This window comes from Marivita hallyeonensis (assembly GCF_900129875.1).
In the GTDB taxonomy this organism is placed as follows: domain Bacteria; phylum Pseudomonadota; class Alphaproteobacteria; order Rhodobacterales; family Rhodobacteraceae; genus Marivita; species Marivita hallyeonensis.
The window spans coordinates 795,981-814,338 of record NZ_FQXC01000001.1; the positions used below are offsets into that span (position 1 = coordinate 795,981).

Sequence of the window (18,358 nt, forward strand, 5' to 3'; positions counted from 1 at the left end):
GTTTATGCGCGTCAGGCAGAGGTTTATGGACCGGCGATTAAACCATCCGCAAATGTCAGGTTACGTGCATCGGGGGCAGTGTCCCGCATGTCTGCACGGAGCAGGCACATGGGACATGAAAGGACTTGTTCAGTGAAAAAGACATTGATGACAGCCGCCCTCGCGACCTTCGCCGCTACGTCGCTCGTCGCACAATCCGCTACCGATCAGATTATCAGCGATCTGACAGGGCAGGGCTTCCAGCGGATCGAGATCGACAATGGCATCGGCCAGATCAAGGTCGAGGCAATCCGTGGGACGCAAAAGCTCGAAGTTGTCTACGATCGCGCCACCGGGAACATTCTCAAGCAAGAAGTAGAACGCGTGCGTGCTGGCGAAGACACCCGCCCGGGCGTCGAGATCCGCAACCGTGACCGCAATTTCGTGGATGCGGGCCGCGCGTCCGACGACACCCGGACACCGACCGTGACCCGCGCGGCACTCGGAAGCACAAACACGGATCAGATCGTCAGCGATTTGCAGGCGCAGGGTTTCACCCGGATCGAGATCAAGAATGGCCTGACCCAGACCAAAGTCGAGGCGATCCGTGGCACCGAGAAGGTCGAAACCGTCTTTGATCGGGCGACCGGCGAAGTGATCAAGCAAGAGGTGGAGCGCGTCGACTCCGACGACGACACGCGGCCCGGCGTCGAGATCGCAACGCGCAACCGTGACTTCGTCGATGGACCACGGACTGAGGATGACGACGACGACCGCCGCGATGGTCGGGATGATGACGATGACGACGATGATCGCGGACGCGATCGCGACGAGGACCGTGATCATGATCGGGACCATAACGACGACGATAACGACGATGACGACGATGATGATGACGACGATGATGATGACGACGAAGATGATGACAGCGACGACGATGATGACGATGATGACGATGACTAAACCGGTCGCGACCTGACCTGTCAGAGGCTCCTGCCAACTGGCAGGGGCCTTTTTGGAGACGACGCATGAACCGAAGACAGATCCTTACCGGCGTGTTGGCCGCCACGCTTCTGCCAAGCACCGCCTTCGCGCAGACCGCGCAGGATCAGGTGATCGACCAGTTGCAGCGCCAGGGCTACAACCGTTTCACGCTCGGCCGGACCTTGCTGGGCCGAACACGGATCGTGGCCACCGGGCCGAGCGGGCGGCGCGAGATCATTCTCAACCCCTCGACCGGGGCCATTCTGCGCGACTATGTCGACCGGTCCGCACGCGGCGACGATGACGACTCCGACGACCGGGAGGACCGCGAGGATGATCGTGACGATGACGAGGAGAATAGCGGCCGTGGCAGCGGTGGTGACCGCGATGACGACGACGATGATGATCGCGACAACAGCGGCCGCGGTGGTGGTGGCGACCGCGACGACGATGACCGTGACAACAGCGGCAGCGGCGGAGGCGGCCGCGATGACGACGATGATGATGATGGCGGCGGTGACGATGATGACGATGACGATTGATCGGGCGGGCCACCGATCTTCGGCTGGCTTGTGAGGGTCTGGCTGGTTCTCATGCCCCTGGGCGCGCTGCAATTTGCAAGCGGCCTGTTCCTCTTGTGGGATATTCTCGGCAGCATCCTCGGTATCCGGTCCGCGCCCATCGCGTGGGTCTACTACGAACTTGCACAGATCGGTGCCGTGATCGGTCTCATCCTTGGCACAGCTGTCAGCGCGACATTGCTTTTGCGATCCATCCGGCGCCAGCACGCGGCAGAGGAAAGCCTGCGACTGGCCTCCGGCGCGTTCATGGATGTCCTGCACGAACGCTTCGACGATTGGGAACTGACCCCGGCGGAACGGGATGTGGCGCTGTTTTCGATCAAGGGCCTCAGCACCGCAGAGATCGCCGGGCTGCGCAACACCTCTGAAGGCACGGTCAAGGCGCAGACCAACGCGATCTATCGTAAGGCGGGCGTGAACGGGCGCCCCCAGCTTCTCAGCCTTTTCATAGATGAGTTGATGAGCGATCCGCTTGCGGGCGTCACCTCGGAGGAGGTTCAGCGGATCGACAAGGCGTCCTGATCTGCCTCAGATCTCGGATGCCTTGACGTCGTGCTGCTCGAGCACGCGCATCGGCACGATATCCAAGGCGCGCTTGTGGGTCGCGGCAAGGTTCACCATCGGCGCGCAGCCTTCGTCATGCGCCTGAAGGAAACGCGACGCGCAGAGGCACCAGTGATCGCCGGGTTTCAGGCCCGGAAACCGGAACTGTGGCATCGGCGTGCTCAGGTCGTTACCGACATATTTCGAATAGGCCAGGAATTCGGCGGTCATCACGGCGCAGACCGTGTGGCTGCCCTGATCCGCAGCGCAGGTATTGCAGTGGCCGTCGCGGAAAAAGCCGGTCATCGGGTCGGTCGAACACCCCTCCAACGGACCATCCAGCACATTGATCGACTCGTCGGGTTCCATGTCAGCCTCCCTGCGGTTCCTCTTTTCGAACCTAGGGGTTCTCCGGTTCCCAATCCACCCAACGCCCGTGGAAATCTGACCGTGCAAGCGAAATGGTTTGGTTGCCGGGCCACAACCGCGCGGACACGGCGGCCCCGCGCGGGCCTTCATCCGCCTCCATGCGCAGCCATGCCAGGGGCGTTTCAGGTGTCGCCCTGTCCCCGGCGGCTTCGATCAGCTTGGTCCCGCGTGCCTGAGCCTCAGACGGGAAATACTGCCACGCGATTGTGTGAAAGATCAGATGCATCTGGCCCTTCGGCGCGGACCCCAGACGCTGTCCAAGCCAGTCAACTGCGTCACCGCGATCGACCGTTGCCGCATTGGCCGCAATCGCCGCATCCGTGAGAGCGAGCCGATGGGGTTGATCCGCCCAGAGATACGCGCGCAACCGCAACGCGTCCGCCGGATCATGCGGATCGAGCGGGTTCAGGTCGACGCCGCGCCTGTCGTGCACGGAAAACGGGGATTTGACCGGTGCAGGCCCGGTCCAGTCAGGCGTCAAGACAAGCGCGGGATCACTCGGCCCAAGCCGTGCACCCGCCACGTCGAGCCCGTAGTGGTCGAACATCAGGTTCAATCCCGCACTTGCGCCCAGTTCGGACAGGTGCAGATCAGCGACCCCGGTGCGATGGACAAGATGATGCACGCCCGCGATCAGGCCCGCACTGCGCCGCACTTCGTTGGTTTGCGGCGGCGAGGTGATCCATGACAGCAGAAAGTCTTCGTGCGACGTCAGGGCGCGCTGCACTGCGGATGCGAGATCCGCGTCCGACACGGTGTGCGGCGGATAGGCCGCAGCGAGCTGTGCGTCCGTCCCCGTCAGGACCAACGCATGTAGTCCTGACGCAAGCCGCAACGGCAGAGAATGCCCCTTCGGCCCGATTTCGCCTTGAAAGGCCATAACCGCGTCGTCAAGCGCCGAACCGGCGGGCCAGACCTCGCCCAGAAGCGGCAGCATCCGCGCCATGAAGGGCGAGTCGAGCGCGGCGCAGTGTCCGGCCTGTTCGACCAACGCATCGTTCAGTGTCATCGGAATTTGTCCAACAGCTTCTGCATCGGACTGCGTGTGTCGGCTTCGGGTGCCGGGTCCGGTGCCGGATCGGATTTCGGAGCCTCAGCAGGGGCGGGTGTCTTCGAAGAACGCGGCGGGGCAACGCGCAGAGATACCGCGTTCATGAACTTGCCGGTATCGCCCTCTGCCAGATGCGGTGCACCGTCCGAGATGCCGCGCATCAGATCGTCGAGCCACCCTTCATCCGCCTTCGCGAAATCGTGCAGGACATAGCCCGGCACCTTGTCCTTATGGCCGGGATGGCCGATCCCAAGCCGCACGCGCCCGTAAGCCTCACCGATATGGCCATGGATCGACCGCAGCCCGTTATGACCGGCATGCCCGCCACCTTGTTTGACCCGGCATTTGCCGGGCGCGAGGTCCAGCTCGTCGTGAAACACCGTCACGTCCACAGGTTCCAGCTTGTAGAACTGCATCGCCGCTTGAACCGATTGGCCCGAGCGATTCATGAAGGTGCCCGGTTTCAACAGCAGCACTTTCTCTGCCCCGAGACGGCCTTCCGTCACGTCGCCCTGAAACTTGGACTTCCACGGACCAAACCCGTGATCCGCCGCGATCTGATCGACCGCCATGAAGCCGATATTGTGCCGATGGCGTGCGTATTTCGAACCGGGATTTCCGAGGCCGACAAAGAGTTTCATGAATGCCCGCTTTCGCCGAATGTCTTCCGTTGGCCATTCTCTATGCCAAACCGCGCCGGGGCGCAAAGGCGGGTCACATCGGGATGAAGGACAATCCCCACGCGGCAGCGGCCGAGATCACAAGCGCCCAACCGATGCCCAGATGCGCGCGCAAAAGCAGCACTGCGGCCAGCGCGATAAGAACCAAAGCCTCCCATCGCACCGTGGCGACTTCCGGTCGCCAAAGCGTCACCGGTCCTGATGATACCTGCATCACAGAGGCAAAGACCACATGCATCGCAAACCAGAGCGACAGGTTCAGGATCACCCCCACCACCGCCGCCGTGATCGCCCGCAGCGCGCCGCTCAGGCGTGGCTGGGCGGAGATCCAGTCAAGATACGGCGCGCCCGCGAAAATCCAGAGGAAGCAGGGCACGAAGGCGACCCAAAGCGTGACCAACCCCCCGGCCACCGCCAGCCCGTATCCGCCGTCCCGAAACGCCGCAAGGGTTCCGACAAACTGCGTCACAAGGATCAGCGGCCCCGGCGTGGTTTCGGCCAACCCCAACCCGTCCATCATCTCGGTCGCGCTCAGCCAGCCGTAGTCCGCAACCACCTCCTGCGCCATGTACGCCAGCACGGCGTAAGCCCCGCCAAAGGTGACCACCGCGAGTTTTGAAAAGAACAGCCCGATCTCGGTCAGGATCGTCCCACCGAACACCAGATCAAGCGCCAGCACCGGCAATCCCCAGATCAAGAGGCCCAGAAGAATTGTCAGCCCGGTGCGCCGCCAAGATACAACGGGAAGAGGCGCCGCGTCAGTCGCAACACCGCGCGCCGCCAACGCTCCGTACAGCCCGGCCGCTAGGATGATGATCGGAAACGGCACAGCGAAGAAGAAAAGTCCAACAAATGCCAGTGCTGCCAGGGCCCAATGCGACCGACCCTCCAGCGCACGCCGCGACACCCGAAGCAAGGCCTCGATCACGATGACAACCGCCACGGCCTGTACACCCAGAAACAACGTGCTGACCAGCGGCACGTCGCCGAACGTGATGTAGAACATCGCCAGCGCAAAGATCACTAGCGCGCCGGGGATCACGAACAACAGCCCGGCAATCAGCCCGCCGACAAGCCCGTGCAACCGCCATCCGGAAAAGGTGGCGAGCTGCATCGCTTCCGGTCCGGGCAACAGCATACAGAAGCTGAGCGCGTTGAGATATTGCTGCTCGCTCAGCCATTTCCGCTCATCCACAAGGACGCGGTGCATCAAGGCGATCTGTGCCGCTGGCCCTCCGAACGACAGCATCCCGATCTTCAGGAACACCTTGAAAAGCTCTGTCAAAGACGTGGTCACGACGGCGCTCCGGTCACGGGCCAGTCGTGCCCTTCGTCCGTGGCATCCCGCGCCCAGCGGTAGAACGCATCGTAAAGCCCCATGCCCGCCTCAAGCTGGGCGAGGTCATCGCGGTACATCCGGGACAGACCAAGCGAAGCGGCCAACAGCCCTGCTGCCTCGGGCGCAAGGTCATGCCGGTTGGTATCCGCGCCGCGCACGATCACGGCAAGCCGGTCGAGCGCCTCGGTCCGCAGCCCGAATTCGTCCAGCATCGTATCGAATGTGCAGGCGTCGCCGCGATGGCTCCAGAAAACCTCTTCGACATCGAACGGCGTCGCACCGAATTTCTCGGCCACGTTCAGCACCTGTCCCGGTTCCACGAACAGAAAGCGTGCGAGCGGGTCGACAAAGCGCCGGATCAGCCAGGGACAGGCGATCCGATCGATCTTGGGCCGGTGCCGCGTCACCCAGACGGTGCGTCCGGCGGCGTCCGGTCGGGGCAGGCTGCCCGTCTCCACCAAAGGCAGCCCCGCGTCGCGCCAGGCGAATTGCCCACCTTTCAGCGTCTCGGCGGATATCCCAGCCGCCCGCAAAAGCGCCGCGGCACCCTGACTGATCTTGAAGCCCTTCTGGCAGTAGACGACCACCGGTTTTTCGAAAAGCTCCGGAACGAGCCTCTCGATCTCGGTGAACGGATGGCGCCGTGCGCCGGGGATCAGCCGCGGATCGTCCGCGAAATCCGCGTCGATGCGCACATCGATCAGATCCGGCGCGTTCGGCGTTCCGATCAGGCGTCCCAGTTGGGCAGGTGTGATTTCCGTTGGTGAGGCCATGGCGGCATCCTTCCCGTGATACAGGTTGTCAGGATGCGGGTCTTGGGCTGTCGCCTCACGAGGCGTCCGCGGCCCCATGGCGTATCCGTGCCAGACCGGGACTTGCGCTGTCAAGTAAGGTGGTCACCCACAGGACTGGCTATTGCGGCGTGAAGTGTCGAAGATCCAGTCCGGTTTCCATCCAAAATGCCCGGTCAGATTGTTGTGTCGGGTCCAACCATCGAATGTACCATCGTCATCCACGTCGACCTCTGCCAGCGTGTCGGTCACATCACCGATCCGCGCCGCGTTGGCATAATCTATCTTTGGCGGCACCCGCAGCGACTTGCCACCTTTGCACTGCTTGGCCCGTAGCACATCCGACGCCGAAGACGATTTCTCTCGGCGAATGACCGCATCTCCGTCGCAGGCGAACCGGCGGGTCGCGAAGATGTCGAAAGTGCGTTCTTCCGGGACTACAAACGAAGTGTTGCCTTGCCAGAACCCCACATCTGTAGACTGAAACATGTTCTGGACGTTGGTATCGAGAGGCAGGCCATGGGTACATCCGCCACCCGAACGCGGTGTGCCAAACCATTCGCGATCCACTTGGTTCTGAAAAAGGTGCCAGTTGCCGGAGCGGTGGAATTCGCTGGTTCCGGTAAACGCACGAGATGCCGAGATCCAAGCGTAATCGATCAGCCCACCGTCGGTCTGCTGCAGGATCTCCAGCGCACGTCCGCTGCCGTAAGCCCCAAGTTTGTAGCCCGAGGCAACCATGCTTCGGCGGATCACCCGGAAATACCGCTGCATCAGATCAATAGTCTCGCGGTCGCTGTCTTGGAAGTTGAAGTCGACACCGAAGTAAATTGCCGTTCCTGGCGGCTGTCCGACCGATCGCGCCTGAGAAATCGCCGCATCCACGTCAAGCCGCGCCTCTTCCTCGACCGTGCGGGCAAATCCGGTCCATTGGCAATTTGCATCGGGCAGGGCTTCGCCGTCACGGTTTTGACCGTGAAACTTGTTCGGCGTGTTACTGTAATACTGGTAAATCGACAGGATCGCGAAGCCTTTTGCAAAGAGCTGTGCCACCTCGCTGCTAGGATCATTTGGCAGCCCTTGATTGATGAGCCGTTTTTGCGTCAGACCGTACTCCGGCTGATCACAGCGTGCGTAGTACCGGCCGATCACCGCAACCCCGCGCTCCTTGAGTTTGTCCAGATATGGCCGCGTGTCATACGCCGTGTCGATAATCGCGATGCGCGTTTCTGCAGCCAGCGCTGACGCAAAGAACGATAACGCTGCCAGACCGGCAAGAATTGAGTGAAAGACAAATCGGACCACGGGCAAACCCCGGCTATCGGCATCAATGTACCGAGCATAAGCCGAAATCGCTGTTTCCGCGACAGGTTTGAGCCGGTCTCAAACTGTCAGGTCAAATAACGGGTAGGTCGCTGCAGAGTAAGGATCGTCAGATATCGTCGCGCGAAGTGCTCTGAAGTTCATATCGAACACAAAAAAGGCCCTGCCGTTTTGGCAGGGCCGATTTCTTTTCGGAATATGACCGATTACTCTTCGGTCTGCTCGGTTGCCGGGACCTCGTCCGCTTCGGTCTCTGCCTCGGCTTCCGCGTCGTCGGCGGCGCGCAGGCCGGACGGTGCCGAGATATTTGCGATCACGAAGTCGCGGTCGATGGTCGGCTTCGACCCTTCCGGCAGCGTGATGTCCGAAATGGTCACCGTGTCGCCGATTTCGAGGCCGGTCAGATCAACGGTCAGCTTCTCGGGGATGTCGCCCGCGGTCACGATCAGTTCGACCTCGGGGCGCACGGCGTTCAGAACGCCACCCTTCTTCAGACCGGGCGACGCGCCTTCGTTCAGGAACTCGACCGGGATGAAGAGGTTGATCTTTGTCGTACGGCGCAGGCGCATGAAATCGACATGCGTCGGCAGGTCCTTCACGACATCGCGCTGCACGTCGCGGCAGATCACGCGAACGTCGTCGTGGCCTTCGACCTTCATGTTGAACAGCGTCGACTTGAAGCGGCCTTTCTTCAGGCGCTTGAGAAGGACGTTGAAGGGAATGTTGATCGGAAGCGGATCGGTGTCGCCGCCAAACACAATGCCCGGAACCATGCCGTCGCGGCGTGCCTGACGAGCGGCGCCCTTGCCTGTCCCCGTCCGTTCCAGAGCTTCGAGATCAGGAATCTCACCAGCCATGATATATCTCCAAATTGTAAGGGCAGGGTGCCTCCAAGGCTGTCACCCCGCATGAAGGCTGCGCGATAGACCGGATTCTTCCATGATGCAAGTCCGAAGCGCACGGGGCTGGACGCGCCGCGCCGCCCGTGACACAGCGTCGGACATGAGCATGTTGCAGGACCTTGCCGAAAGCCGCAAACCCGCCGCGAGTTTCGCGGCGATTGGCGTGCTTTGGGGGGCCTTCGCCGCGCTGGTGCCCGAGGTGAAGCAACAGGTCGCGCTGGATGACGCGACATTCGGCATTTGCCTCACGATTGGCGCGCTTGGCGCGGTCATGGCCATGTGGCTCGCCCCGGTGGCCGAGCGCGTGTTCGGCACGCGCATCCTGCCGGTCGTGACCGGGGCTGTTGCCGTGGCGGCCCTGCCCATCGGCCATGTGACCGGGGCAATCGGCCTGACGCTCGCGTTCATTGCGATGTCGATCACTTCGGGAACGCTCGACGTGGTCGCCAACGCCCGCATCAGCGCTATCGAGGCGCGCTTGAAGCGATCACTCATGAACCTCAACCACGGGGTCTTTTCCGTTGCCTATGCTGCGTCCGCTTTCGCGACGGGGCTGGCGCGGGAAGCGCATATCGGACCCGTTGGCATCTTCGCGGGTTGCTTCCTCGCGCTGGCAAGTCTCACGCTGTTGTCGTCCGGCACGCCCCGGGCGCGACGCGTGCCCGGGACGGCGCCACCGGTCCTGCCGGCCGCTCTGCCCTGGGCGCTGCTTGCACCCGTCGCGCTGATCCTGCTGGTCGCCTTCATGGCCGAACAGGCCACCGAAGGTTGGTCGGCATTGCATCTCGAACGCACGCTCGACGCAGGCGCGGCAGGAGGCGCGTTGGGGCCGACGCTGCTGGGCCTTACGATGGCGGTCGGGCGACTGTCGGGACAGGTCTTCGCCAACCGGGTGTCCGAACTTGTGGTGATCCGATGGGCCTGTCTGCTCTCGGGCGGCGGCGCGCTTTTGGCGGCGGTGGCGCCGAATATCGCGCTGGCCTACCTCGGCTTCGCGCTCTCCGGGCTTGGCATATCGGTCGTGGTGCCGATGGCCTTCGGGTGGATGGGGCGGTACGTGACCGACGATCAACGCTCGGTAGCAATCGCGCGGGTGTCGGTTCTGGCGTATGCAGCCTTCTTCATCGGCCCGATGCTCATGGGAGGGCTATCGCAAGCCTACAGTCTGCGCGTTGCCTTCGGAGCGATTGCGGCGTCGCTTCTCGTCGTGGCGGCGGTGTTGGTGCCGCTCTTGTCCGTCCGCGCCCGCGCGCGCGCACTTTAGCGCCGCCCGAAGAACAGCGCGATCTGCCGCGCCTGACGCTGGAACAGCCAGGGCGACTTCGGAACTTCGTCCTGCGCCTCGACCGCATCGATGGTGCGTCGCACCAAGATCACCGAAAGAACCCCGAACAGAACGCCTCCCGCGGCTTGCCCGATCAGCACCCCCGGTGCGCCGAAAAGCAGCGACCCGACCCAGACAAAGGGAATAACCCCCAGCGTGTGCCGTCCCCAATTGAGCCATGTGGAATAGAATGGGCGTCCCACATTATTGAAGCAGGCGTTCGAGACAAAGAGCATCCCGTTGAAGAAAAACGCCAGCGCCAAAGGACCGCAGAAGAGGTAAATCAACGTCAGGGACACTCCCTGCGCGTTGAAGAGCGCCGCGATATGGCTGCGAAGCACGAACAGCGCAAGCGTCGCCACCAGCACGACAATCCCGGTAAAGAGCAGCGCGTCAAACAACGCCCGGCGCACCCGGACAAAGTCTTTCGCGCCGTAGTTCTGGCCGATGATCGGTCCGACCGCGCCCGACAGGGCAAAGATCGTGCCGAAGGCGATGGGCGTCAGGCGGCCCACGATGGCCATGCCCGCCACCGCCTCCTCGCCATACTCGGCCATCGCGCGCGTCACCCAGGCCTGTCCGACCGGTGTTGCCAGCTGCGTCAGGATCGCGGGCAAAGAGATCGCGAGGATCGGCGTCAGATCTTTGAAAAACCCGGCGAAGCGCGGCCAGGACAATCCGCCGTGGTGCTGGAAGATCGGCACCAAGGCGAGCCCCGCGATGGTGAACCGGGCAATGACACTGCCCAAGGCCGCACCCATGAGTTCCAGCCCGAAGGTGAAGATCAACACCGGTGCAACTGCCGCGTTCACCGCCCCGCCCACCACCGTCGCCGTCATCGCACGCCGCGCATCGCCATGCGCGCGCAGGATCGCGCCCCCTGCCATACCGATCAGGAGAACGGGCAGCGAGGGCACGATGATCGACAGGTAAAGAACGGCCAGATCAGCCGTCTCGCCTGTCGCGCCCAGCAGACCGACAAGAAAACCGAGGTTCTGCCAGACCAGTGCCGCGAACACGATGGCAAGAAGGACACCCGCCACCAGAGCGCTCGACGCACGTTGACGCGCAAGTTCCGGGTCTCCGGCCCCTAGCGCGCGCGCCACCAAGGCCCCCGCCGCGATGGCGATGCCGATGTTGAACGAGGTCGTGAAAAAGAGGATCGCACCCGCATACCCGACCGCGGCGGCGAGCTCTTCTTTGCCCAGCATCGAGATGAAGATCATGTCGACGAAATCGACCGCGAAGACGGCCATGAGCCCGACCGAAGCCGTCAGGGACATCACAGAGATGTGGCGAAAGAGATTGCCTTTGAGAAAGACGGCCTGATCAGACATTCGGGAAGCCTGTCACGGATCATGGAGCACGAAAAGCCTGAATGCGCTTGGTGACGACGCGCTTGAGGGGGTTAACAAACCACTATACGGTTGAATGATCAGGTTCGTAGGAGTGCGAGTTATGGCGACTGTTTATCTGGATGGGAATTTCGACCTGCTGAACAGCTTTGACCATCAGGACGTCATCTACCCGTTCTACAGCATTGAATTCAGCCCCAATCTGATCACGGTCACGCATGGCGGGTTGGGGGCCTTTACCAACCAGTATTCCGGCAGTTTCACGCAGGCGGACAACGGGGTGATTTCCGGTACGGTGGTCGGGGTGATGGGGCACTACTTCAGCGATGCCATTTCGCCCGACTCCAAATGGCCCGAACTGATGTTCATGGCGCAGGGAATGGCAGTGGAATTCGCCGATTTCGAGGCGGTCTTGGCCGACGACGGCACCTTTCCATCGCCCGAGGCGTTGTTGCTGGCCGAGAACGATTTGATCTACGTCGTCAATCACCAGGGGGGATATGGCTACCCCGTCCTGCGCGGCTACGCTGGCGATGATCGCATCTTTGGCGGTTACTGGTCCAACGACAACATGCAGGGCGATGACGGCGATGACGAGCTCATCGGCTATGGCGGCAACGACACGCTGACCGGCGGGGCGGGCAACGACCGTCTGAGCGCATCTTCTGGCAACAACCAGTTCGAAGGCGGCGCCGGCGACGACTGGATCAGCGGCGAGCCCGGGTATTACTTTGTCGGCGATGATGCTCCACAGATGAAAGAGATCGACACAGCCGTGTTTACTGGCGATGCGACGTCCTACACCATCACGCTGAGTTTTGGCTATTACGGCGGTGTGACCACAGTGACCGACCGCGTGGAGGGTCGCGATGGCACTGATACGATTTTTGACATCGAGCGCCTCGAATTTGCCGATCGCACGATCGACTGGTCCTTCCTGACAGTCCCCTATTCGCTGGATCCGGATCAGATCGCCGATCTGGCCAGCCTCTACATCGCGTATTTTGACCGCGCGCCTGATGCGCTGGGGCTCTATTTCTGGATGGCCGCGATGGAAGAGGGCATGTCGTTGGAGGAAGTGTCGGCCTATTTCGCGACATCGACCGAGGCCGAAAACGATCTCGAATTGAACGGCAGTGTTGCCGAGATGGTGTCGTCCGTCTTTGCCAATGTGCTCAACCGTGCGGTGGATGATGACGGACTCGCCTTCTGGACCAGCGCGCTTGAGGCAGGCGAAATCACCCGCGACGCTTTTGTGCTTGAAGTCCTGCGCGGGGTCGAGGCGGACCCGGCACCCGGTGAAGCCGCCGAGACCAGCGCCCTGCGACTGGTCGACAATGCGTATCTTGATGCCAAAACTAATCTTGGTCTCTACTTTGCGGGGATCAAAGGGTTGAACGATGTCGAAGAGGCCGAGGCGCTGTTTGACGGGTTTGACGGGTCGCAGTCCAGCATCGTTGCCGGCAAGGCGATGGTGGACACGCTGTACGACGCGGCGGCTGACCCGGACTCGGGCGCTTTGCTGGTGCAGTTCACCGGTATTCTGGACGATCCGTTCTACCTCTAAGGCGTGAGCGCAGTTTGGGAACGTGCCAAGACCGTCTGATATGTCTTGGCCACGACCGCTTCATCCTGGCGACTGCCGATGTTGAGCAGGCGCGACCAGAAGGCGCGTAAACTCTCTCGCGCTCTGAAACATCGAGGCACAGTGTTCGGCATCGACCGAACGGAGTGTTTCGCAATCATTAACCATGCGTGGGCCACAACTCCCGCCACAAAGCGCTTTGAGCGGGAAGGGTCACTCCCATGCCGCGAATTGAAATCTGACATCCTCTCACACGCCGGAAGGCTGACCATGAGAGACCGGTTTCCGAACAGGCTTGGGTATCCCCCAAGTACAGGTCGCCCGTTGAATCGGGGACGTTGAGAGAACCGTCAGGCTCATAGAGCGGCGCCGCTTCTTTCCAAAGATCACAGGGTCAAGCGACCCGACGCCAGAGACCCGACCGGTCTGATCCCGGTGCGGGGCGCAGCGTTTGGCTATTCTGCCCAGTCACCTGAGAATCCCTTTGGGATCATCAGGATGTCTTTATCGACGTCATGAATGTCCGTGCGCCCGCAAAGGCCCATCGACATGTCGAGTTCCTTGTGGATGACATTCAGTGCATCGGTCACACCTTCCTGACCTTTCGCACCCAGCCCGTAGACATAGGCCCGCCCGATATAGGTGCCCTTCGCGCCCATCGCCATTGCCTTGAGAACGTCCTGCCCGGACCGGATACCGCTGTCGATATGCACCTCGATCTTGTCGCCAACGGCATCCACGATCGGCTCCAGCGCGCGGATCGACGAGAGCGCGCCATCAAGCTGCCGCCCGCCGTGGTTCGACACGACGATGGCGTCTGCCCCGACGTTCAAGGCCTCCTTCGCATCGCGCGGGTCCATGATGCCCTTGATGATAAGCGGCCCGTCCCACATCTTGCGGAATTCGCGGATGCGATCCCAGTTGAGCGATTGGTCGAACGCCTGCGCGGTCCAGGACGACAGCGATGAGGGGTCCTTCACCCCCTTCGCATGGCCGACGATATTGCCGAAAAACCGTCGCTTGGTCTGCAGCATGCCGAGGCCCCACTGCACCTTGGTCATCATGTTGGCAACCGATGCAGGGGTCAGCTTGGGCGGCGCGGAAAGGCCGTTCTTCAGGTCCTTGTGCCGTTGGCCCAAGAGCTGCAAATCGACCGTGATGATCGCCGCCGAGCACTTTGCGTCCTTCGCCCGGTCGAAGAGCCGCTGCATGAAATCATCGTCCTTGAGCGTGTAGACCTGCATCCAGAACGGCTTTGACGTGTTGGCAGCCACATCCTCGATCGAACAGATCGACATGGTGCTGAGCGAGTAGGGCACGCCGAATTTCTCGGCCGCCTTCGCCGCTTTGATCTCACCGTCGAAATGCTGCATCCCCGTGAGGCCTACGGGCGCAAGCGCTACCGGCATCGACACGTCCTGACCGATCATCTGCGTCTTGGTCGACCGGCCTTCCATATCGATGGCCACGCGTTGGCGCAGGTAGATCTTGTCGAAGTCCGAGGTGTTCTCGCGGAAGGTCTGTTCCGTCCAGCTGCCCGACTCCGTGTAGTCGAAGAACATCTTCGGCACGCGGCGTTTGTAGATGCGGCGCAGGTCCTCGATTTCGGTGATGACGGCCATGGCGTGTCCCTCGCTCGTATTGGTTAGGTTTCTTTACCAATATGGAAAATTTCACACAACGCGTCATTTTGAACTTGAATAGTACGACATCGGACTACATAGTACGACATCGAACTAATGGAGATTCCGATGACCCTTTCCCGACGCAAGACACTTGGACTTCTGGGGGGTGGCACACTTGTTGCCGCGACCTCTGGCTTTGCTGTGTTCGCAAACACGCGAACGCCCACACGGGCGCTGGCCCCGTGGGACATGGCGGGCGGCTACGGTGACATGCGCATGCGCGCACTGTCTTATGCGCTGCTCGCGCCGAATCCGCACAACCGCCAGCCGTGGGAGGCCGAACTGATCGGCGACGACACCGTCGCCATCTGGCGCGACCCCGCGCGCGATCTGCCTGTGACCGACCCCTTCGCCCGGCAATTGACCATCGGCATGGGCTGCTTCCTCGAACTCATGCGCATGGCCGCGGCGGAGGATGGGGTCGGGATCGAACAGACGTTGTTTCCGCAAGGTGAAGACGGCCCTGTTGCGTTCTGCCGGTTCGTCCCCGGAGCGGCTCAACCCGATCCGCTTTTCGCGCATGTCATGGAGCGGCGGTCGCACAAGGAGGCGTTTGATGGCCAGTCCGTTGGCCCGGACGCGCAAGCGGTTCTCGCGCCTTATGCGCAGGTGTTTGCGGGCGACGAAGCCACCGCACTGCGGACTCTGGCCGAGGAGGCCTGGCTGATCGAGGCCAGCACGCAGGACGCGTGGCAGGAAAGCGTCGATCTTCTGCGCATCGGCAAGGCCGAAATCAATGCCAACCCGGACGGGATCGACGTTGGCGGCACGCAGATGGAGTTGCTGGCGGCTGCCGGGCTGTTCACGCGCGAAGCGGCGTCCGACCTGAATAATCCGGGCACGCGCGGCGCGGTCGAGGACACGCGCAACGCCATCGCTACGGCCCCGGCCATGATCGTTCAGACCACGCCTTCGAACACACGCGAAGACCAGATCGCGGCGGGCGCCACATGGCTGCGGCTCAACCTCGCCGCCACGGGCGCAGGATTGGCGGTCCGTCCGGTCAGTCAGGCGTTGCAGGAATACCCTGAAATGGCCGAGGTCTATGCCGCGATCCACGACGCTTACGCACCAGGTGGCGGCACGGTTCAAATGCTGGGGCTTCTGGGCTACGCTCCGCGCACGGCCCGCACGCCGCGATGGCCGCTGGAAACCCGGATGAGGAATGCCTGAGACCACCGACACGCCCGAACTCACGGGCCTCTACTTCCGCCTGTTCAATGAGATCGGCATCATAAGTCAACTCAGCCGCGCCATGTTCGAGGCGCGGCTGCCCGACGGTCTGGTGCTGCCGCATTTCACGGTGATCAACCATCTGATCCGCGTGAAGGACGGGCAGACGCCGTTACAAGTCGCCCGTGCGTTTCAGGTCCCGAAGACGTCGATGACCCACACGCTGGCCGGGTTGGAGAAACGCGGTCTGGTGGAAATGCGGGCGAATCCCGAAGATGCGCGCAGCAAGCAGGTCTGGCTGACCGATGCAGGCCGCAGGTTTCGGGACGACGCCATCGCCGGAATGGCGCCGGACGTTGCAGGTATCGCAGACACGCTGCCGATGGACGTCGTCAGGGAGATCACGGATCACCTGGAAGCGCTCCGCATCCGGCTGGACGCGGCGCGCGTCTAGGTCAGCCTACATCTCCTGAACGGACTGCAGATAATACACGAGCGCGAGGATCCGCCCCTGAACGATATCCTCTGCGGTGACGCCTGGATGAAATGTTTGCGGCAGGGCGTCTTCAAGAAAGTAATTGCCCCAGATCGGCATCTCTGAATTCCCGTGCGCGGTGATATCCCGACGCCCATTGATCGACTGATACACCTCGCTGAACGGGAAGGTGTTGTTGTTCTCCTTTGCCAGATGCTGAAGGTTGCTGGGACGTTGCGAGAACAGCTCCGCGACCGGTCCATCGCCCGCGCCGGTAGGTCCGTGACAGACCGAGCAATTGCTTTGAAAAAGAGCCTGGCCGTAGCCCGTATCTTGCGCAAAGGCGGGCAATGCCGCGAGTGTCCCGAAGACGGCGGCGGCCAAGACTGTCGATGTTTTGCTGAATGCAAACATAAGAAACCCCTCATTTCTGATGTGACTGCAGTGCTCCGACTATTGCATACATATTCCAAATTCAGAACATGTTTTGCGCGTGCAGGTTTTGGAACTCTGCAGGAGGGGTCAGCGGAAGTGGACGGTCAGGCCTTGCAGCAGGGGCGTGTCAAACTCGGTGCGCCATGTTTGACCGGCGGCAATCGGACGGGCGTCGGTCAGGGTGCCCGTGGTGACGACTTCGCCAGCCTGGATCGATGTCGCGTTCGGCATGCGGCCGATCTGGCCCAGCAGATATCTCAGCGCGGATAGGGGCCCGTCGAGGACATCGGACCCGCTGCCGCGATGGGTCTCGTCGGGACCGGTCAATGTGATCGCGCTAGTCGCAAGGGCCGCGAGACGCTCCGGTGTCGGTGTCTGGCGCGTGCCAATCCAAAGCGCGCCGTGCATCGCCAAGGCGGCGACGCTGTCGGGCGCGGTGAACTTCCAGCCGGGGTAAAGCGAGACCACGATTTCGATCCCGTGCGCCACCCAGTCGATGCAATCCACCAGCGCGGCGTCGTCCATGTCGGGTGACGGTGACGCCTTGAAGCCGAACACGATCTCCGGCTCGATCCTTGGCTCTGGAAGCACGGGCAGCGTCACGACCCCATCCGAGGGAATGTCCTGCACAGCGTGGTCATACATCCAGCCCCAGACAGGTGCATCGACATTGTAGATCGGCCAGATGGTGCGATTGGTGAACCCGATCTTCCGCCCCACCGGGCGTTCGCCCCGGGCCACACGACGGGCATGGATATCGGACGCGATCCGGTAACCTTCATCGAGCGTCAGGTCAGGGCGCGTTTCCGTCAGCGGCGGCACCTGCATGTTGCCGTGAAACGCTGCGAACAGCTGATCCGCGGCCACGTTGTTAGGCACGATGTGCGCCGTCCGCGAGTGTTTTCACGAAGTTCAGAACCTCGGACACGGGTTTGCCGCTCGCCAGTTCGGACACGATGGCCGAACCCACAACGCAGCCATCGGCCACGCTGGCAATGGATTCGGACGCGTCCGGTGTCTTGATGCCGAAGCCGACGATCACCGGCAGGTCGGTCGCCGCCTTGATCCGCGCGACCTCGGGCCCGACATCGGTCGCCTGCGCCTCTGCCGCGCCGGTGATGCCGGTGATGGAGACGTAGTAGACAAAGCCGGACGTGTTCTGCAGCACCTTGGGCAGCCGCTTGTCATCCGTGGTCGGCGTGGCCAGACGGATGAAGTTCAGCCCGGCCGCCTGCGCCGGGATGCAGAGCTCTTCGTCTTCCTCTGGCGGCAGGTCCACGATGATCAGGCCGTCGATCCCGGCCTCCTTGGCCTGTTCCAGAAATCTGTCCACGCCGCGCGAGTAGATCGGGTTGTAGTAGCCCATCATCACAATCGGTGTGGTGTCGTCGCCTTCCCGGAAGCGGCGCACCATGTCCAGCGTGCGATCAAGCGTCATGCCGCCTTCAAGGGCGCGCTGCCCCGCCAGTTGGATGGTCGTTCCATCCGCCATCGGGTCGGTGAACGGCAGGCCGAGTTCAATAATGTCCACCCCGGCGTCGGGCAAACCCTTCACCAGTTGGAGCGACGTGTCCAAATCCGGGTCGCCGGCCATCACATACGCGACAAACGCTTTTGTGCCGGTTTCTCGCAGCGCGGCGAACTTGGCGTCAATCCGGGTCATTTCAGTCTCCTGGTTCGGGGTCAGCCCCGATTGCCGGATGTATCGGGGAAAATCAATGGGG

At 62.1% G+C, this 18,358-nt stretch carries 19 protein-coding genes; 7 read left to right on the forward strand and 12 right to left on the reverse strand.

Annotated features, from left to right (window positions below):
- Positions 1-132: 132 nt before the first annotated feature.
- The 3 genes from BUA42_RS21095 (at position 133) to BUA42_RS04030 (ending at position 2,066) form a co-directional block, all read left to right on the forward strand.
- A complete protein-coding gene (locus tag BUA42_RS21095) occupies positions 133-942 on the forward strand; it encodes a hypothetical protein (RefSeq protein WP_218588608.1) in 810 nt (269 codons plus the stop codon).
- Positions 943-1,007: 65 nt separating this feature from the next.
- Positions 1,008-1,505, forward strand: coding sequence for a hypothetical protein (locus tag BUA42_RS21100; RefSeq protein WP_072776376.1), 498 nt, complete (start codon positions 1,008-1,010; stop codon positions 1,503-1,505).
- A 51-nt stretch (positions 1,506-1,556) separates the two neighbouring features.
- Positions 1,557-2,066: a helix-turn-helix transcriptional regulator gene (locus BUA42_RS04030; RefSeq protein WP_072776377.1), complete on the forward strand. Its 510-nt coding sequence runs from the start codon at positions 1,557-1,559 to the stop codon at positions 2,064-2,066.
- 6 nt (positions 2,067-2,072) lie between these two features.
- Here BUA42_RS04030 and BUA42_RS04035 read toward each other — a convergent pair whose 3' ends face one another.
- The 7 genes from BUA42_RS04035 to BUA42_RS04065 all read right to left on the reverse strand — a co-directional run bounded on the left by BUA42_RS04035 (position 2,073) and on the right by BUA42_RS04065 (position 8,557).
- Positions 2,073-2,456 carry a DUF2237 family protein gene (locus BUA42_RS04035; protein ID WP_072776378.1) on the reverse strand — a complete coding sequence of 128 codons (384 nt, stop codon included), beginning with the start codon at positions 2,454-2,456 and terminating at the stop codon, positions 2,073-2,075.
- Positions 2,457-2,487: 31 nt separating this feature from the next.
- Positions 2,488-3,525: a DUF2332 domain-containing protein gene (locus BUA42_RS04040; protein ID WP_072776379.1), complete on the reverse strand. Its 1,038-nt coding sequence runs from the start codon at positions 3,523-3,525 to the stop codon at positions 2,488-2,490.
- Positions 3,522-4,208, reverse strand: coding sequence for an aminoacyl-tRNA hydrolase (pth, locus tag BUA42_RS04045; RefSeq protein WP_072776380.1), 687 nt, complete (start codon positions 4,206-4,208; stop codon positions 3,522-3,524). The genes BUA42_RS04040 and pth overlap by 4 nt, the downstream gene beginning before the upstream one ends.
- Positions 4,209-4,281: 73 nt before the next feature.
- Entirely contained in the window at positions 4,282-5,544 is a 1,263-nt protein-coding gene (chrA, locus tag BUA42_RS04050) for a chromate efflux transporter (protein ID WP_281249772.1), read from the reverse strand.
- Complete coding sequence (locus tag BUA42_RS04055) at positions 5,541-6,359, reverse strand: chromate resistance protein ChrB domain-containing protein (protein ID WP_072776382.1); 819 nt, start codon at positions 6,357-6,359, stop codon at positions 5,541-5,543. The genes chrA and BUA42_RS04055 overlap by 4 nt, the downstream gene beginning before the upstream one ends.
- A gap of 123 nt (positions 6,360-6,482) precedes the next feature.
- Complete coding sequence (locus BUA42_RS04060) at positions 6,483-7,682, reverse strand: glycoside hydrolase domain-containing protein (RefSeq protein WP_072776383.1); 1,200 nt, start codon at positions 7,680-7,682, stop codon at positions 6,483-6,485.
- A gap of 224 nt (positions 7,683-7,906) precedes the next feature.
- Positions 7,907-8,557, reverse strand: a complete 651-nt coding sequence (locus tag BUA42_RS04065) for a 50S ribosomal protein L25/general stress protein Ctc (protein ID WP_072776384.1) — start codon at positions 8,555-8,557, stop codon at positions 7,907-7,909.
- A 145-nt stretch (positions 8,558-8,702) separates the two neighbouring features.
- Between BUA42_RS04065 and BUA42_RS04070 the strand changes: the two genes are divergently transcribed.
- On the forward strand, positions 8,703-9,866 hold the full coding sequence (locus BUA42_RS04070; protein WP_084066103.1) for an MFS transporter: 1,164 nt from the start codon (positions 8,703-8,705) through the stop codon (positions 9,864-9,866).
- On the opposite strand, the gene BUA42_RS04075 is transcribed toward BUA42_RS04070, so the two are convergent.
- The gene (locus BUA42_RS04075; RefSeq protein WP_072776385.1) at positions 9,863-11,263 is read right to left on the reverse strand and encodes an MATE family efflux transporter; all 1,401 of its coding nucleotides are present in this window, start codon (positions 11,261-11,263) and stop codon (positions 9,863-9,865) included. The genes BUA42_RS04070 and BUA42_RS04075 overlap by 4 nt on opposite strands.
- Before the next feature lie 121 nt (positions 11,264-11,384).
- Between BUA42_RS04075 and BUA42_RS04080 the strand changes: the two genes are divergently transcribed.
- Positions 11,385-12,848 (forward strand): DUF4214 domain-containing protein, encoded by a 1,464-nt coding sequence (locus tag BUA42_RS04080; protein WP_072776386.1) that lies wholly within the window; start codon positions 11,385-11,387, stop codon positions 12,846-12,848.
- 473 nt (positions 12,849-13,321) lie between these two features.
- Here the strand turns inward: BUA42_RS04080 and BUA42_RS04085 are convergent, their stop codons facing one another.
- The gene (locus BUA42_RS04085) at positions 13,322-14,488 is read right to left on the reverse strand and encodes an alpha-hydroxy acid oxidase (protein ID WP_072776387.1); all 1,167 of its coding nucleotides are present in this window, start codon (positions 14,486-14,488) and stop codon (positions 13,322-13,324) included.
- 129 nt (positions 14,489-14,617) lie between these two features.
- Here BUA42_RS04085 and BUA42_RS04090 point away from each other — a divergent pair, with 129 nt between their 5' ends.
- Entirely contained in the window at positions 14,618-15,724 is a 1,107-nt protein-coding gene (locus BUA42_RS04090) for an Acg family FMN-binding oxidoreductase (protein WP_072776733.1), read from the forward strand.
- Entirely contained in the window at positions 15,717-16,178 is a 462-nt protein-coding gene (locus BUA42_RS04095) for a MarR family winged helix-turn-helix transcriptional regulator (protein WP_072776388.1), read from the forward strand. The genes BUA42_RS04090 and BUA42_RS04095 overlap by 8 nt, the downstream gene beginning before the upstream one ends.
- 6 nt (positions 16,179-16,184) lie before the next feature.
- On the opposite strand, the gene BUA42_RS04100 is transcribed toward BUA42_RS04095, so the two are convergent.
- The 3 genes from BUA42_RS04100 to trpA form a co-directional block, all read right to left on the reverse strand.
- The gene (locus BUA42_RS04100) at positions 16,185-16,613 is read right to left on the reverse strand and encodes a cytochrome c (RefSeq protein ID WP_072776389.1); all 429 of its coding nucleotides are present in this window, start codon (positions 16,611-16,613) and stop codon (positions 16,185-16,187) included.
- Positions 16,614-16,721: 108 nt separating this feature from the next.
- Entirely contained in the window at positions 16,722-17,513 is a 792-nt protein-coding gene (locus tag BUA42_RS04105) for a 2-keto-4-pentenoate hydratase (RefSeq protein ID WP_143152610.1), read from the reverse strand.
- On the reverse strand, positions 17,506-18,297 hold the full coding sequence (gene trpA / locus BUA42_RS04110) for a tryptophan synthase subunit alpha (RefSeq protein WP_072776391.1): 792 nt from the start codon (positions 18,295-18,297) through the stop codon (positions 17,506-17,508). Before trpA ends, BUA42_RS04105 begins: the two co-directional genes overlap by 8 nt.
- Positions 18,298-18,358: the final 61 nt, after the last annotated feature.